At 28.3% G+C, this 15857-nt stretch carries 17 protein-coding genes and 1 riboswitch; of the genes, 15 read left to right on the top strand and 2 right to left on the bottom strand.

Annotation, left to right across the window (positions count from 1 at the left end):
* The first annotated feature begins 125 nt into the window (after positions 1–125).
* The 15 genes from ruvX to VLK81_RS07320 all read left to right on the top strand — a co-directional run bounded on the left by ruvX (position 126) and on the right by VLK81_RS07320 (position 14325).
* Positions 126–536, top strand: a complete 411-nt coding sequence (ruvX, locus tag VLK81_RS07390; protein WP_324619986.1) for a Holliday junction resolvase RuvX — start codon at positions 126–128, stop codon at positions 534–536.
* A gap of 1 nt (position 537) precedes the next feature.
* Positions 538–786, top strand: a complete 249-nt coding sequence (locus VLK81_RS07385) for a DUF1292 domain-containing protein (protein ID WP_324619985.1) — start codon at positions 538–540, stop codon at positions 784–786.
* Entirely contained in the window at positions 767–1204 is a 438-nt protein-coding gene (locus VLK81_RS07380) for a Fur family transcriptional regulator (RefSeq protein ID WP_324620503.1), read from the top strand. The genes VLK81_RS07385 and VLK81_RS07380 overlap by 20 nt, the downstream gene beginning before the upstream one ends.
* Complete coding sequence (locus VLK81_RS07375; protein WP_378142924.1) at positions 1201–2868, top strand: ribonuclease J; 1668 nt, start codon at positions 1201–1203, stop codon at positions 2866–2868. The genes VLK81_RS07380 and VLK81_RS07375 overlap by 4 nt, the downstream gene beginning before the upstream one ends.
* A gap of 1 nt (position 2869) precedes the next feature.
* Positions 2870–3202 (top strand): YlbF family regulator, encoded by a 333-nt coding sequence (locus VLK81_RS07370; protein ID WP_324619984.1) that lies wholly within the window; start codon positions 2870–2872, stop codon positions 3200–3202.
* Positions 3202–3855 (top strand): O-methyltransferase, encoded by a 654-nt coding sequence (locus VLK81_RS07365; protein ID WP_324619983.1) that lies wholly within the window; start codon positions 3202–3204, stop codon positions 3853–3855. The genes VLK81_RS07370 and VLK81_RS07365 overlap by 1 nt, the downstream gene beginning before the upstream one ends.
* A gap of 4 nt (positions 3856–3859) precedes the next feature.
* Complete coding sequence (locus VLK81_RS07360; protein ID WP_324619982.1) at positions 3860–5080, top strand: peptidase U32 family protein; 1221 nt, start codon at positions 3860–3862, stop codon at positions 5078–5080.
* A gap of 31 nt (positions 5081–5111) precedes the next feature.
* Positions 5112–5229, top strand: a riboswitch (FMN riboswitch).
* Between the two features lie 64 nt (positions 5230–5293).
* The gene (locus VLK81_RS07355) at positions 5294–5902 is read left to right on the top strand and encodes an ECF transporter S component (RefSeq protein WP_324619981.1); all 609 of its coding nucleotides are present in this window, start codon (positions 5294–5296) and stop codon (positions 5900–5902) included.
* A 90-nt stretch (positions 5903–5992) separates the two neighbouring features.
* Positions 5993–6427, top strand: coding sequence for a tRNA (adenosine(37)-N6)-threonylcarbamoyltransferase complex ATPase subunit type 1 TsaE (tsaE, locus tag VLK81_RS07350; protein WP_324619980.1), 435 nt, complete (start codon positions 5993–5995; stop codon positions 6425–6427).
* Complete coding sequence (gene tsaB, locus VLK81_RS07345; RefSeq protein WP_324619979.1) at positions 6424–7101, top strand: tRNA (adenosine(37)-N6)-threonylcarbamoyltransferase complex dimerization subunit type 1 TsaB; 678 nt, start codon at positions 6424–6426, stop codon at positions 7099–7101. The genes tsaE and tsaB overlap by 4 nt, the downstream gene beginning before the upstream one ends.
* On the top strand, positions 7102–7557 hold the full coding sequence (gene rimI / locus VLK81_RS07340; RefSeq protein ID WP_324619978.1) for a ribosomal protein S18-alanine N-acetyltransferase: 456 nt from the start codon (positions 7102–7104) through the stop codon (positions 7555–7557).
* A 2-nt stretch (positions 7558–7559) separates the two neighbouring features.
* The gene (tsaD, locus tag VLK81_RS07335) at positions 7560–8570 is read left to right on the top strand and encodes a tRNA (adenosine(37)-N6)-threonylcarbamoyltransferase complex transferase subunit TsaD (protein WP_324619977.1); all 1011 of its coding nucleotides are present in this window, start codon (positions 7560–7562) and stop codon (positions 8568–8570) included.
* A gap of 7 nt (positions 8571–8577) precedes the next feature.
* Positions 8578–9303: a PHP domain-containing protein gene (locus VLK81_RS07330; protein ID WP_324619976.1), complete on the top strand. Its 726-nt coding sequence runs from the start codon at positions 8578–8580 to the stop codon at positions 9301–9303.
* Positions 9304–9536: 233 nt separating this feature from the next.
* Positions 9537–10340: a cell wall-binding repeat-containing protein gene (locus VLK81_RS07325; protein WP_324619975.1), complete on the top strand. Its 804-nt coding sequence runs from the start codon at positions 9537–9539 to the stop codon at positions 10338–10340.
* Positions 10330–14325 carry a leucine-rich repeat protein gene (locus VLK81_RS07320; RefSeq protein WP_324619974.1) on the top strand — a complete coding sequence of 1332 codons (3996 nt, stop codon included), beginning with the start codon at positions 10330–10332 and terminating at the stop codon, positions 14323–14325. Before VLK81_RS07325 ends, VLK81_RS07320 begins: the two co-directional genes overlap by 11 nt.
* 345 nt (positions 14326–14670) lie before the next feature.
* Here VLK81_RS07320 and VLK81_RS07315 read toward each other — a convergent pair whose 3' ends face one another.
* Together VLK81_RS07315 and VLK81_RS07310 are read right to left on the bottom strand one after the other, a co-directional pair.
* Positions 14671–15021 (bottom strand): DUF1232 domain-containing protein, encoded by a 351-nt coding sequence (locus VLK81_RS07315; protein WP_324619973.1) that lies wholly within the window; start codon positions 15019–15021, stop codon positions 14671–14673.
* A 116-nt stretch (positions 15022–15137) separates the two neighbouring features.
* On the bottom strand, positions 15138–15791 hold the full coding sequence (locus VLK81_RS07310) for an AraC family transcriptional regulator (protein ID WP_324619972.1): 654 nt from the start codon (positions 15789–15791) through the stop codon (positions 15138–15140).
* Between the last annotated feature and the right edge of the window lie 66 nt (positions 15792–15857).

Raw genomic sequence — 15857 nt, 5'->3', positions numbered from 1 at the left:
CATAATTTAAATTTACATAGCTATATAAAAAGATAAGCTATAATTAAAATTAGATTTTCTATATAATAATTTTTAATTAATTTTTTTTAATTTTGTATTATTTATTATATAAAAAGGATGGTTATATGGGAAGAATACTCGGCCTAGATATAGGTACGAAGACAATTGGTCTAGCCATTTCTGATCCTTTAGGCATGATAGCTTCTAACCTAAAGACTATTAAAAGAAAAGATTTAAACACTGATATACAAAGTGTTATTGATGTCATAAATGTATATGATGTTACACTTTTAGTTTGTGGACTACCACTAAATATGAATGGTGATTCTGGTAAGCAAGTAAGTAGGGTAAAAAATGTTGCTGAAAGAATTAAAGATAGGTCTGGGATTAATCTTGTTTATGAAGATGAAAGGCTAACTACAGTATCAGCAGAGAGATGTTTAATTGAGTCTAAAGTTAGAAGAGAAAATAGAAAAAAATACGTGGATCAGATTGCTGCTAGCATTATATTAAAAAGTTATTTAGATAGGAGATAAGTTGGAAAAGGTTAAATTTACAGATTTTGATGGAAAAGAAATATATTTATATATACTTTCAACTTTTTCTTTAGATGAAATTACTTACGCAGTAGTTAAAGAAGAAAATGATGAAGATGAATATATTTATAGATTAGAAGAAAATGAAGATGGTTATGATTTAGTTCAAATTGAAGATGATGCAGAATTAAATGAAGCTATTGATTGTTATGAAGAGTTAATTGAAGAAAATGACACTAGAAGAATTTAAGGGAATTTTAAGAAAATACAATTTTAGGGTAACAGGGCAGAGAATACTAGTTTTTGAAACTCTGAAGGAGAATGAAAATTCTCACCTTAAGATTGAAAAAATTTACCAAAAAGCATATAAAAAAGATAATAATATTGGGATTGCGACAATTTATAGGACTCTTGACTTATTTTTAAGCTTGGGTATTGTTCAAAAAACTTCAATTGAAGGAACTTATTATTATGAGCTTATGAGTAACAAAATGGATCACTACCACCACCATCTGATTTGTAAGAATTGCAAAAAAATTATTGAAGTTGATAGTGATTTATTAAAAAGTGTTGAGGAGAAAGTAAAGGAAAAGTATGATTTCATAGTTGAGAATCATGAATTGATTTTCTATGGACTATGTAAAAAATGCAGGGAAAGGAATGAATGATGGGAAGAAAGAAACAAAAATTAAAGATAATTCCCCTTGGAGGATTAGCTGAAATAGGGAAAAATATGACCGTAGTTGAATATGGAAATGATATAGTTATAGTTGACTGCGGGTTAACTTTTCCAAGTGAGGAAATGCTTGGGATAGATATTGTTATTCCAGATATTACTTATTTAGAAAAAAACAAAGATAAAATAAAGGGACTTGTTATAACTCATGGGCATGAAGACCATATTGGAGCAGTTCCATATATATTAAAAAAATTAGATATTAAAGTTTATGCTACAAAACTAACTCTAGGTTTAATAAAGAATAAATTTTCTGAACATAAACTTTCAACTGAAAATTTAAGAGAAGTACAAGCAGGATCTAGGATTAAACTAGGAAAATTTGATATTGAATTTATAAGAGCCTCACATTCAATACCTGATTCTTGCTCTATTGCCATAAAATCTCCAGTTGGAACAGTTTTATTTACAGGTGACTTTAAAATTGACTATACTCCAATTGATGGATGTTTAATGGATCTACCTAGACTTGCCGCTTTAGGAGATGAGGGTGTGCTTTGCCTTTTATCTGACTCTACAAATGTAGAAAGAGAAGGATACACCATGAGTGAAAGAAGGGTTGGTGAAACATTTAAAGATGTTTTCTCAACGGCAACTGCTAGAATTATCGTTGCTACTTTTGCATCAAACCTTCATAGAGTTCAGCAAGTAATTAGTGCTTCTGAATATTTTGGAAGAAAAGTTGCAGTTTCTGGAAGAAGTATGGTTAATACTATTTCTGTTGCTTTAGAGCTTGGATATTTAAAAGTTAAAAAAGGTACTATGATTGATATAAATAGAATTGACGATTATGAGCCAAATCAAATCACTATTCTAACAACTGGATCTCAGGGAGAACCAATGAGTGCACTTGCAAGAATGGCTAGTGGAGAACATAGAAAGGTGAAATTAACTCCTCTAGACTTAGTTGTTATATCTGCATCTCCAATACCTGGAAATGAAAAAACTGTATTTAATGTTTTAAATAAACTTACAGAAATTGGATGTCAAATAGTTTATCAAGCTTTAGCTGAAGTCCATGTTTCTGGCCATGCTTGTAAGGAAGAGTTAAAACTTATTCATACTTTGGTTAGACCAAAATATTTTATACCTGTTCATGGAGAGATAAGACATCTTAAGCTTCATGCAAAACTTGCTATGGATCTTGGACTATCACCTGAAAATATCTTAATTGGAAAAAACGGTACTGTTTTTGAAATGGATGATGAGTCAATTGAAATTGCTGGGGAAGTTGAAGCTGGAGATGTTTTAGTAGATGGACTTGGCGTGGGAGATGTTGGTTCTGTAGTTTTAAGAGATAGAAAACATTTAGCTGAAGATGGACTTATTGTTGTAGTTATTACAATTTCTAAGCAGGAGAGAAATGTTGTAGCTGGGCCGGATATTATATCTAGAGGATTTGTTTATGTTAAAGAATCACTTGATCTTATGGAAGAGTGTAGGAGAGTTGTTGAAAAGACACTGGAAAATTCTAATGATGAAAAATTATACGATTGGGCAACATTAAAATATAATATTAGAGATGACTTAAAAACATTTCTATTTAAAGAAATTAAGAGAAATCCAATGATATTACCAATTATTATGGAGGTTTAAGATGATTAACGTTTATGATAAGGCTAGAGAATTATCTAATGCTTTAAAAGATTCAGAAGAATTCAAAGAATACAAGAGATTAAATAGTGTTATCTTAGCTAACCCTAGGAAGAAAGAAATGGTCGATGATTTTAGAAAAAAGGCTATGGATTTTCAGATGAAAAATATGGGTAAAGAAGAAGAGGATAAGGAAGGATTAGAAAAGCTAGAAAATTTACAAAATATTTTATTTCAAGATGAAGATATTAGAAATTTTCTTCAAGCAGAAGTAAAGTTCTCCATTCTTTTTCAAGATATAAATAAGATAATTATAGAAAGCGTTCAATTAGATTAATGCCAAATATAAATTATGATTATATTGAAAGTTATTTAAAGGGTCTTTATATAGAAAAGGACCCTTTTTTAGCTAATATTGAAGAATATGGCTTGAGGGAAAATATTCCAATCATTGAAAAGGAATCTTTAGAGCTTTTAAGATTAATTATAAGTATTTTTAAACCTAATAGGATACTTGAAATTGGAACTGCTATAGGATATTCTGCAATATCTATGGCAAAGCTTGATAGCAAAATTAATATAACATCATTTGAAATAAATGAAAAAAATTATAATATTGCAATTGATAATATTAAAAAGGCGAAACTACTAGATAGAATTGAAGTTAGATTTGGCGATGCTTCTGAACTTTTGACAAAGCTTAGAGAAGATGAAATTTTTGATTTTGTATTTATTGATGCAGCCAAATCACATTATTTAGAATATTTTAATGATATATATAAGAATTTAAGTAATAGATCTATTATTTTTTCTGATAATGTTTTATTCAAGGGTATGATTGCTGATGATTCGCTTGTTCCAAGAAGAGATAGGACAATTGTTAGAAATATGAGAGAATATTTAAGTTTTTTAACTAGTCAAAATAGTATAAAAACTAGTGTGATTCCTATTGGCGATGGAGTTGCTATTTCCCTTATAGAAAAGGAGTAAATGTTTGAAAAAAATTGAATTATTGGCTCCAGCTGGAGATTTAAACAAATTAAAGACTGCTATTGATTATGGGGCAGATGCAGTATATTTAGCAGGAACAAATTATGGCTTAAGAACTGCTTCTAAAAATTTAACAAATGATGATTTGAGAGAAGCTGTTAAATATTGTCACGATAGAGGCAAAAAAATCTATGTAACGATGAATATTATTGCACACAATAGGCACTTTAAGGGCGCTGAAGATTATATTAGATTTTTAGATGATATAGGTGTAGATGCTATTATTGCTTCTGACGTTGGAATGATAAGTCTTCTTAAAAAAGTTGTAAAAAATGCTGAAATTCACCTTTCAACTCAGGCTTCAGTAACAAATTTTGAAACTTGTAAATTTTGGAAGGAACAAGGAGTAGATAGAATTATTTTAGCTAGAGAACTTTCACTTGAGGAAATCAAAGAAATTAAATCGCAAGTTGATATTGATCTTGAGACTTTTGTCCATGGGGCAATGTGCATTTCATATTCAGGAAGGTGCCTATTATCTAATTATATGTGTGGTAGGGACGCTAACTTAGGTGACTGTGCCCACGCTTGCAGGTGGAAGTATCATTTAGTAGAAGAAAAAAGACCTGGAGAATATTATGAAATAGAAGATACTGAAGATGGAGCTTTTATTCTAAATTCTAAAGATCTTTGTATGATAGACAATATAGATAAACTCATTGAATGCGGCATTGATTCACTAAAAATTGAGGGAAGAGTAAAAAGTGAATATTATGTAGCAACTGTTGTTAGAAGCTATAGGATGGCAATTGATGCTTACTATGAAGGAAGATATGATGAAAATATTAGCCTAAAACTCTTATCTGAAATAAGAAAAGCATCACATAGAGATTTTACTCATGGATTTTTCCTAGAAAAACCAGACTCAAATGCACAAATATATGACAGATCTTCTTATATTAGGCTATACGATTTTCTAGCAAAAGTTTTAAGCTATGATGAAGAAACTTCTATAGCAACTTTAGAACAAAGGAATAAAATTTCTCTTGGAGATAAGGTAGAGGTTTTTGGACCTAATATTGATTTTTTTGAAATGACTATTGATAATTTAAGTGATGAAAATGGAGATAATATTAATGAAGCTCCTCACGCTCAACAAATTATAAAAATAAAAATGCCTAAAGAAGTTAAAACTGGTTATATGTTAAGGAAAAAGATAGATTAACTTGACAAATTAACAAATAATAGTATAATGTAATTGTCTTCGGGGCGAGGTGCAATTCCTCACCGGCGGTAAAAGTCCGTGAACCTATTTTGGGTTGATTTGGTGAAATTCCAAAACCGACAGTATAGTCTGGATGGGAGAAGTTATATTTATGTTTTTTACGCCCCTAAATAAAGGGGCTTTTTTTTAGCCCTAAATTCAAGGAGGATATTTATGGAAAAAGTATCAAAAAAAGAAAAAGTTGGATTAAGGGAATTAATTATTGTTTCAATGTTTAGTGTTATTGCATTTTTACTAATGTATGTAAGGATGCCGGTTTTCTTTGCACCATCATTCATGGATGTTGATATTTCAGAAATGCCAGCACTTATAGCTTCATTTTCATTTGGACCACTTTTAGGATTTGTAGTAGTTCTTATTAAGATAGTTTTAAAAACTCTACTTCAAGGAACAACAACTGCTTATGTTGGAGAATTATCGAATCTTATTGTATCTTCAGTGTTTGTTGTAACGGCTGGACTTATTTATAAGAAAAATAAAACGTTAAAATCTGCTATAATTGCATTAGCTGTTGGTGTTGTATCAATGAGTATTGTCGCAACCCTTTCAAATTATTTTGTAATCTTCCCACTATATGGAAGGCTAATGGGAATTCCGCTAGAAGCATTTGCTGAGCCTGTTAAGGAATTTAATCCACTAGTAAATAGTTATTTAAGTTTGATGCTATTTGCAGTTGTACCTTTCAATCTTTTAAAGGGTTTAATTACTTCAATATTTACTTTTATTTTATATAAAAAAACAAATAAAATTATAAGAAGATAGCTAATTTAGATCTACTTTCCTCTTTACTTGATTTATGATATCTTAAATCATATAATAGTAAAGGAAAGTAGATTTTTTTTAGGAGAAGTTATGGTTATTGAAAATTTAAATGATTTAAAAAATTTAGCAAAAAGAATTGCTATAAATTTAAAAGAAAAAGATGTTATTTTATTGAAAGGAGATCTTGGGGCTGGTAAAACTTCTTTAGTTACTTATATAGCAGAATTTCTAAACAGTAAAGACAAGGTGTCATCACCTTCTTTTTCTTTAGTAAATATTTATAGAGCAGATATAGTTATAAATCATCTAGATCTTTATAGATTAGAGGAAGAAAAAGAAATTGAATCTTTTAACTTTGAGGATTATTTTTATCCAATTAAATCTTTAACTTTTATAGAGTGGCCGGAAATGGCTAAGTCCTACCTACCTAAAAAATATTCTACTATTGAAATCATAAAAATTGATGATAATAAAAGAGATATAAATATATTTGGAAAATTAAAAGAAAGAATGGAAGAAAATTGAAAATACTTGCTATAGACACATCAACTTTTGTTTCAGGAGTTTGTATAGTAGAAGATGGAGAAGTTATAAGTGAACTAAATATTAATCAGGCTAGAACTCACTCGGAAACTCTACTTCCAATGGTTAAGAATGCTTTAGACTATTCTCATCTTACTCTTGATGATATGGATGCATTTGCTGTAGGAAAGGGACCAGGATCATTTACTGGACTTAGAATTGGCATGACAGTTATAAAGACATTTAATGAAGTTTTTAATAAAAAATTAATTTCTGTATCAACTCTTGAGGCTGCAGCAAATTCTGTAATGGAAGATAGTAAAATATTAGCTTTAATTGATGCAAGAGCAGAAAGATCTTTTGGGGCTAGGTTTGAAAGAAAAAATGGAAAGCTAATAAGATTAAGCGAAGATGATTTGTTTTTAAGTGAAGATATTCTTGACTTTTTAAAGAACAATCCTAATTATCTTATATGTGGAGAAATAAATGAGGATTTAGAAGAGTTAATTAATGAAAGTGAAATCAAAATAAATTTTTATAATAATAAGATTCTTTCAAGATTAGCTAGAGAAATTGCTTTAATCTCTGAAGATAAGTTTTTAAGAGAAGAGTTTGATGAAATGACTCTTGCTCCAAATTATGTCAGAAAATCGCAAGCTGAAGAAAGTAGAATGTAGGTGGTAAAAATTACTACAATAATTGACGCTGATATTAGTCATGTAGATGCAATATATAAAATTGAAAGAGACTCTTTTATAGATCCTTGGGAAAAAACTTCAATAAAAAAGGAAATTAGTCTAAATAAATTAGCTAGATATAGAGTGTTATTAGATGATGAAAGAGTTATTGGCTTTTATGGTATTTGGCTTGTTTTAGACGAGTGTCACATAATGAATATTGCAATACTTAAAAAAGAGAGATCAAAGGGAAATGGATCTATTATGTTGGAAGATTTAATTAGGATTGCTAGGGAAAATGGAGCTAAAGAGATAAGTCTTGAAGTCTCTACTAAAAATTTAAATGCTATTAAGCTTTATGAAAAATTTGGATTTAAAATTATTTCCACTAGAGAAAATTATTATAGAAAAGAAAATGCAGATGCATATAATATGCAGCTCATTTTTAAGGAGTAGTTATGGATATATATAGTTTAGGAATTGAAAGTTCCTGCGATGAAACCTCTGCATCTATTGTTTTAAATGGAAGAGAAGTTTTATCGAATGTAATATCATCACAAATAGACACTCACAAATTATTTGGAGGGGTTGTTCCAGAAATAGCATCTAGACTTCATCTTGAGATGATAAATAAAGTTGTAGATAAAGCTATTAAAGATGCAAATCTTTCTCTAAAAGATATAGATATTATTAGTGTTACAAAAGGGCCTGGACTTATAGGAGCTTTAATAGTAGGAGTATCTTGTGCAAAAGCCCTAAGTTTAAGTTTATCTAAACCTCTAGTTGGTGTTAATCACATAAAGGGACATATTGCTGCAAATTATTTATGTCACAAGGATTTAAAACCTCCTTTTTCGACTTTAATTATTTCGGGAGGTCATACCTATTTAGCTATTGTAAAATCATATAATGATATTGAAGTTGTGGGAAGAACTTTAGATGATGCCTGCGGTGAATGTTATGATAAGATTGCTAGAAAGGTTGGAATAGGTTATCCAGGCGGACCAATTGTGGATAGGATAGCAAAAGAGGGAAATAAAAAGGCTTTTGATTTTCCTAGAGTTATGATTGATTCAAAAGATTTTAATTTTTCTTTTTCTGGTCTTAAAACGGCTGTTTTAAACTTTATAAATACAGAAAATATGGCTGGTAGACAAGTAGATAAGAAAGACTTAGCAGCATCTTTTCAAGAAGCAATTGTAGATGTGTTGGTAAGTAAAAGTTTAAAACTTTTAGAGAAAACTGGTCATAAAGAATTTGCAATATCAGGCGGAGTTTCTGCAAATAGTAGAATTAGGGAAAGATTTGAAGAGGAATTAGGCAAAAGAGGAGTTAAATTGTATTATCCCAATTTAATTTTATGTACAGATAATGCTGCTATGATAGCTTCCTCTGGCTATTATGAATATTTAGAAGATAATACAGATGAATTAGATATGAAAGTTTATCCAAACTTAGGATTAGAATAGGAGAGAGATGAAGAATTTAATTGATATACACACACATTCAGTCTCATGTTCACATGCATACTCTACAATTAAAGAAAACTACGATAGGGCAAAAGAATTAGGGCTTTACGTATATGGCATTAGTGAACATGGATATGCTATGGATGCAGGTGTAAATAAAACGTTTTTTAAAAATCTAGCTGTAATGGAAGAGAAAAATCCACTTTTATTAAAAGGAATGGAGGCAAATATTGTTGATTTTGATGGCAATATTGGTGAAGGAGAGGTTATAGAATACCTTGATTATGTTATTGCGTCAATGCATTTAAATGTTCTTACTCCTGGCAGTAAAAAAGAAAACACTAAAACAATTCTAAAAGCTTTAAATAATGAAAAAATAAATATTATTGGTCATTTAGATGACAGTAGATTCCCTGTGGACTATAAAGAAATAGTAAGTGAATTAAAAAATTCTAAGACTATACTTGAGCTTAACAACTCATCTTTAAGCGAAACTTCTTTTAGACTCGGTGCAAAAGAAAATTTAACTGAACTTTTAAGTCTACTTGCTGAAGACGATAGAAAGATTATTATAAATACTGATTCTCATTACTATAAAAGTGTCGGAGATATAAAGCTAGCAATTGACTTAATAGAAGAAATAAAATTTCCAAAAGAACTTGTAATTAATTTCAATGAAAATCTATTAAGAGAATTTCTTAAAAATAATTTAAATAAAAGTTTTGATTTATAAAAATATTAAACCTATTAATGTAATTAATTCATTAGTAGGTTTTTTATTTAAAAGCAAATTATATATTTTTTTAAAATTTATTTTTAAAGAGTTTATTATTAATACATAATACTTTTCTATATAAAAACTTTTTGCACTTTCACTATACACAAAGTTATAATTTGTGTTATAATTATCATTGAAATTATTGAAAAAATAAATTTCAAGATAAATTTAAAAAAAGGAGTGGTAATGTGAAAAATAGTAAAAAGTATTTATTTTTTATTTTGTCTTTTATTTTTTTGGCTTTTATACCAACTACATATCAGGCAAAAGAACTAATAAGAGTTTCAGGCAGTGATAGATTTCAAACTGCTCTTGAAATTAGTAGAAAAAATATAGAAAAATCAGAAAGAGTAATTGTTGTTTCTGGAGATAGTTTTCCTGATGCTGTATCATCATCAGCACTTTCAGCCGAAAACGAATATCCTATTCTTTTAACAAAAAAAGATAGGATAGACAATGATTTACTTAATGAAATTAAGAGAGTAGAAGCTAAAGAAATTCTTATAATAGGTGGAGAAAATTCAATCTCAAAAAGTGTTGAAAATGAATTATCAAAAGTAGCTAAAACTAAAAGAATTTCAGGTCGTGATAGATATGAAACCTCTATTTTAGTATTTGAATATAAAAAAGAGCTTAATCCAAATTCAACAAAAATATTTTTTGCGAGTGGAAAAAACTTTGCGGATGCACTAGTTGCTGCACCCTTAATTTATAATGAAGGATCTATTATTTTATACGATGATGGATGCGGTATTGATTTAAAAAAATATAGTCCAAGTTTAATTTTTGGCGGTAAAAATAGTATTCCTGGATTTGATGAAATTAAAAGAATAGCAGGTAGCGATAGATATGAAACTTCACTAGAAATTGCAAGAGAGTTTAATTCTAAAAATATAGTTATTGCTAGTGGGGAGAACTTTCCAGATGCTTTATCTGGAGCCTTAGTAGCAAAGAAAAAAAAGTGCACCAATTGTCTTGGTTATGAGAGATAAAATTGAAGATTCATTATTAAAATATTTAAATGAAAATAAAATTGAAACAGTTTTAATTTTAGGAGGCACAAATTCAGTAGGGGAAAATATTGAAAATATAATTCTAAAAAGTTTAAAAGATAATACAAATAATAGCAATAAAGATAATAATAGAATTGATATTGAAGATACTAATCCTACAGAAAATACGCAAAAGCCTGAAATAAAAAAAGATGAACTAGAAAAAGAAATTTCTAGAGCAAAAGAAATTGTAAATTCTGAAATTGAAGATAAGGCAAAGGATAATTTACAAAAGGCAATAGCTGAAGCTGAAGAATCATTAAAAAATGCTAAAACTCAAGAAGAAATAGATAAGGCTATAGAAAAACTAAGAGAAGCAATAGAAACTAATGAAGGAAAAGTATATGTAAATATTCCAGATCCTTTATTTAAAAAAGTACTAAATAAGAATATATCTATGGATAGAGAAGATGATTCTCCTATTACTAGAGAAGAATTAGAGTCTTTAAAAGGAATATCAATATTTTTAGATGAAAATGGCAATCCAACCTTTGGAGAAAGTTTTAAGTATTCTATATTAGGTGTTCCTAAAAGCTTGTCGGGAACTGAAGATTTTAAATTTGCTGTAACTAGGGGCATTAAAAGCATAGAAGGAATAAAGTATTGTAAAAATCTTGAGAAATTAAAGCTAAATGAAAATGAAATTTCGGACATAACAGAACTTAAAGACTTAGTAAATCTTAAGTATATTGAAATTCAAAGAAATAGAATAGTAGATTTAAAACCATTGGCTAACTTAAAAAATCTTGAATTCTTAAAATTATATAATAATTTGATAGAAGACATATCGCCTTTAAAAGGTCTAACAAATCTTACTGGTCTTGACCTACACTATAATGTAACAGTTAAAGGTGATGAGAATAACAAGATTATTTCTAAGGGAATCACAGATATCTCAGCTTTAAAGGATCTTACCAAACTAGAATTTTTGGATATTTCAGCAAATAGGATTGAAAATATTGAAGTAATTAAAAATTTTAAAAATTTAAAGAATCTAGATTTTTCTGGCAATAGAGTATCCGACTATACTGGACTAGGTAATCTTATAGCGGATCTTAAGCTAAAACAAGATGAAGGTTTAGCAAGTATAGGATTTTCAAGTCAAAAAGTTACTATTCCAAACAAATTAGTTTTTAAAGAAAATCCAGTTTCATTTGACAATCCTTATAAGGGTTTTCACGAAATTGAAGATGCCTTAAAAAATGCTTACGAGTTGGAAGATGACTTAAATATCTTAGAAAATATTTCTACGGATATTCCTGGAATTACAGCTTATTATGATAAATCTACTGATAAAATAAACCTTACAATAAAAGATGATACATTAAAAGCAAATTCTGGGAAAGAAATTAAACTTAATCTTGAAATTAATTTCTTATATGAATTTATTTGGAATATTGGTGATATTGATTTAGTTATAGAAGATTCAAAAGAAGATAATCTAATAAAAAGTAACCTTGAAAATGAAATAGCTAGAGCAAAAGAAGTTTTAAAGTTAGAAATATCAAATGAAGCAAAAGAATCACTAGAAAAAGCAATAAGTGAGGCTGAAGATACATTAAAGAGTGCAAATACTCAAGATGAATTAGATAAAGCCACAGAAAAATTAAAAGAAGCTATTAAATTAGCAGAAGATTCAGTTATTAAGAGATTTAAGCTTACAATTATTGGTGAAAATGTTACTTCTAATCAGGATTCAGATATGGTTGATAAGGGAGAGGAAGTTATATTAACTTTTACACCAGAAGAAAAACATTTTGTAACAAAACTATTAGTTAATGGAGTCGATGAAGTTTCAAAAGTAGAAAATAATAAGTACAGCTTTATTATGGAGAAAGACACTACAATTGAAGTTACAATCGAAAGAAGATGCGAACTTAAACTTGTTGGAGAAGGGATAACATCAAATATTGAGCCAAGTAACAAAATAATCCCTGGAACATTTATAACAATAACTGTAAATCCTGGAGATGATAAGTCTGTAAGTGAATTTCTTGTAAATGGTGAAAATTTAATTGGCCAATTAAAAAATAACAAGTATAGTTTTTATTTAGATAAGTGTACGACTATTGAAGTTAAATATGTTCAAAAACCTACCGATCCAAATCCAGAAAGCGATTTTGTATTTGATATAAATACTGGAACTATTACAGATTATAGTTATAGTGGAAGGAAAGACGTTATAATTCCTAAAACAATAAAAGGGGTAGAAGTAAAAGCTATAGGAGATTATGCTTTTTACAATAAAGGTCTTAACAGCGTAAAAATTCCCGATACAGTTAAAGAGATAGGGGATTTAGCTTTTAATTCAAATAATTTAGGATTTGTGACAATTCCTGATTCAGTTGAAAAAATAGGAGATGGAGCATTTAAAGAAGCAGGACTTACAAAGATAGTACTTCCAAAAGATATTAAATCGATTGGTAAAGGTGCTTTTAAAGGAAATTCAATAAGTGAATTTACTATTCCTAAAAATTTAGAAATAATTCCAGAATCTCTATTAGAAAGTAACAACTTAGAAAAAATAATAATTCCTGATGGAGTTAAGGAAATAGGTAAAAAAGCATTTTATAATAATAATCTAACAGAAGCTAAGTTTGCTTATTCTGTTAAAAAAATAGATTCAATGGCATTTGTTAACAATAAACTTTTAAGTGTAGAGCTTGCAGATGACTGTGATGTTCACTTACTTGCGTTTGATGAAAATGTAAAAACAAATATTCCTAAAAAGCCAGAAAAAGAAGTTTCTGATGAAAAAGACTTTGCATTTGACAAAGAAACTGGAACTATAACAGAATATTTATCAGATGATCCTATTGTAAAGATTCCAAGTACCATAGATGGCGTACAAGTTAAGAGAATTGGATATTATGAAGACTATATAGGTATAAAAAAATTTAAAATAGGAGCATTCGAAGGAAAAGAGATATTACAACTTACAATACCTGAAGGAGTGGAGGAGATACTAGAAGGAGCTTTTAAGAACAATTCAATAAAAGCTCTAAATCTTCCAAAATCTTTAACGCTTTTAGAAAAAGATGCTTTTTCAGATAATAAAATAAAATCTGTAAATATACCAACTCAAATTAAGGAAATTCCAGAAGGTGTATTTAGGAACAACGAACTTGAAGAAGCTATTATGGCTAAAGATGTTAGAAGTATAGGACCAGAAGCTTTTATGAATAACAATCTTAAAACTATAGAAATACCAGAAGCTTTAACAACTATAGAAGCAAATAGCTTTGCATCTAATGATTTAACAGAGGTTTTATTACCAGAGAGTGTTAGTTCAATAGAAATGGGAGCATTTATAGGAAATCCTCTAGTAAAAATAAGTCTACCTGAAAAACTTGAAATAATTGGTGATGGAGCTTTCAAAGCTACAAGACTTACAGAACTTAAAGTGCCTGAATCAGTAAAGACTATTGGTAAAGAAGCTTTCTCAAATAGTCCAATTAGAACTGCAAGTTTTTTAGGAGCAAGCAAAATAGGAGAAAGAGCTTTTTATAGCTGCGGTTTAGAAGAGGTTAATTTTTCAGATGATACTATAATTGGAGTACAATCTTTTCAAAATAACAACTTAAGGAAGGTCACTATTCCTAAAAATACAGAAAGACTTGCTGACTATGCATTTGCTCAAAACTTCTTAACAGAAGTAAAGCTTCCTGAAGGCTTAAAAACATTAGGTTCAGGATGTTTATATGTAAATCATCTTGTTCATGTAGATCTTCCTTTGAGCCTTGAAACAATCGAAACAGCAGCATTTTTTAATAATAGACTTGAAAATATTGAGATAGGTAAAAATATTAAAAAGATTGACGACGGTGCTTTTAAAACGAATAATATAAAGGAAGTTAAAGTTCCTAATGAAACAGTTTTAGGAAGAGACGTTTTTGATGAAAATGTAAATATTATTAAATACTAGAAAATTTTGGTCAATAGAAAATAAAGCTGACTAAATAAATCTAAATTTATTGCCAGAGCTAGAACAATTGATAGCTCTGGCATTTTTATAATTTAATAATTCTACTATAGATAATTAACTCTTTAGATTTATCTTTCTTTATAGTATTTAACAATTTTTTTAAATCGTAAAAAACTACCTATATTTTTACTTACATATTATTTATTCATTTTAAATTCTATATGCATTATTCCATCAAAAAACTGACCTCCTTAAGCTATTTTTTGTCTAGCTTTTAAAGATCAGTTTATTTTACTATTATTAGTTTTTTATTATTAAAATTATTTATACAATAGTCTTAAAAATTTATAAAATTTTACTTATTATACTAATTATAATTATTGTAGCAAATAAAACTATGCTAAGTATTAAATCTTTTTTTATCTTAGATTTACCTTTTTCAACTTCTTCTTTTGATTCATTCAGAACAGTACTCGGAATAAAAGTTTTAGAAAAACTTAGTAGTCCTGGGACAACTAAAAGATCGTCTATAAGACCCATTCCTATAAAGTTATCAGGTAGTAGATCAATAGGACTTATTAAATATATAATTGCAATTGCTATAATTAATTTTGATTTGATAGGTAATTTTTTATTCTTTAGAGAGTAGTAGATTATTGGTAAGTCATTTCTTAAATTAAAAATATTCTTAATCATCTTATCACCTCAAATATATTATAACATATTTAATGAAGAAATCAAAATTATTGCTTATTATAAGAAATAACATTAATAAAATTAATGTGTAAATTAAAAAAAGGACTTAAGTCCTTTTAATCTTCTAGTATCATAACCCTATATTCACTTGGTGTATAGCCAGTTTGTTTTTTAAATGTTGAGCAAAAATATGATTGTGAGTTAAATCCACATTTAAAAGATATATCTAGTATGGATATATTAGTATATCTTAAAAGATATTTAGCGTTATCTATTCTTAGACCATTCATTATTTCTGGAAATGTAGATTTTGTATGTTTTGCGAGAAGTGAGGATAGATAAGACTTACTTATATGTACCTCATTTGCTACATCTCCAAGAGTTATATTTTCATGAATATTACTATTCATATAGTGCAGCGCTCTATTTACAGCTATATTGTTTGAATTCATAGTTTTTGAGCTAAAAAGTTCAAGATAATTATTTAACATTACATAACCAGCTTCTCTAATTTCTTCAAATGATTGAGCTTTTTCTATTACCTTTATAACTTCTTGCCTAATTTCATAAATATCGTCTAGGTCTTGTAATTCATTTCTAAATGATCTATAAAGCATACCATTCATGGTTAATAATTGATTCTTTAATCCTCTTGGTCCAAAATCTTTTTTATTAATAAGAGTTTCGAAAATTGCATCTAGGTTATTTATAGCTTTTTCTTTGTTCTGTTCTTTTAGTGCTTTTAAAAAAGCAATTTCTAATTTGTACATTTATTACATCCTTTTCTATTTAAAATCTAATATTACTGTATACATTTATATATTTTAAGATAAATT

The organism is Citroniella saccharovorans (assembly GCF_035481615.1).
GTDB lineage: Bacteria > Bacillota > Clostridia > Tissierellales > Peptoniphilaceae > Citroniella > Citroniella saccharovorans.
The sequence above is the reverse complement of the archived record's forward strand: the minus strand, read 5'-3'. Positions and strand labels throughout refer to the sequence as shown.

What these genes read in the sequence shown, in the direction of transcription:
- ruvX (WP_324619986.1), top strand. Translation starts at nt 126, where the DNA reads ATGGGAAGAATACTCGGCCTAGATATAGGTACGAAGACAATTGGTCTA.
- VLK81_RS07380 (WP_324620503.1), top strand. Translation starts at nt 767, where the DNA reads ATGACACTAGAAGAATTTAAGGGAATTTTAAGAAAATACAATTTTAGG.
- VLK81_RS07375 (WP_378142924.1), top strand. Translation starts at nt 1,201, where the DNA reads ATGATGGGAAGAAAGAAACAAAAATTAAAGATAATTCCCCTTGGAGGA.
- VLK81_RS07370 (WP_324619984.1), top strand. Translation starts at nt 2,870, where the DNA reads ATGATTAACGTTTATGATAAGGCTAGAGAATTATCTAATGCTTTAAAA.
- VLK81_RS07365 (WP_324619983.1), top strand. Translation starts at nt 3,202, where the DNA reads ATGCCAAATATAAATTATGATTATATTGAAAGTTATTTAAAGGGTCTT.
- VLK81_RS07355 (WP_324619981.1), top strand. Translation starts at nt 5,294, where the DNA reads ATGGAAAAAGTATCAAAAAAAGAAAAAGTTGGATTAAGGGAATTAATT.
- tsaE (WP_324619980.1), top strand. Translation starts at nt 5,993, where the DNA reads ATGGTTATTGAAAATTTAAATGATTTAAAAAATTTAGCAAAAAGAATT.
- tsaD (WP_324619977.1), top strand. Translation starts at nt 7,560, where the DNA reads ATGGATATATATAGTTTAGGAATTGAAAGTTCCTGCGATGAAACCTCT.
- VLK81_RS07330 (WP_324619976.1), top strand. Translation starts at nt 8,578, where the DNA reads ATGAAGAATTTAATTGATATACACACACATTCAGTCTCATGTTCACAT.
- VLK81_RS07320 (WP_324619974.1), top strand. Translation starts at nt 10,330, where the DNA reads ATGAGAGATAAAATTGAAGATTCATTATTAAAATATTTAAATGAAAAT.
- VLK81_RS07315 (WP_324619973.1), bottom strand. Translation starts at nt 15,021, where the DNA reads ATGATTAAGAATATTTTTAATTTAAGAAATGACTTACCAATAATCTAC.
- VLK81_RS07310 (WP_324619972.1), bottom strand. Translation starts at nt 15,791, where the DNA reads ATGTACAAATTAGAAATTGCTTTTTTAAAAGCACTAAAAGAACAGAAC.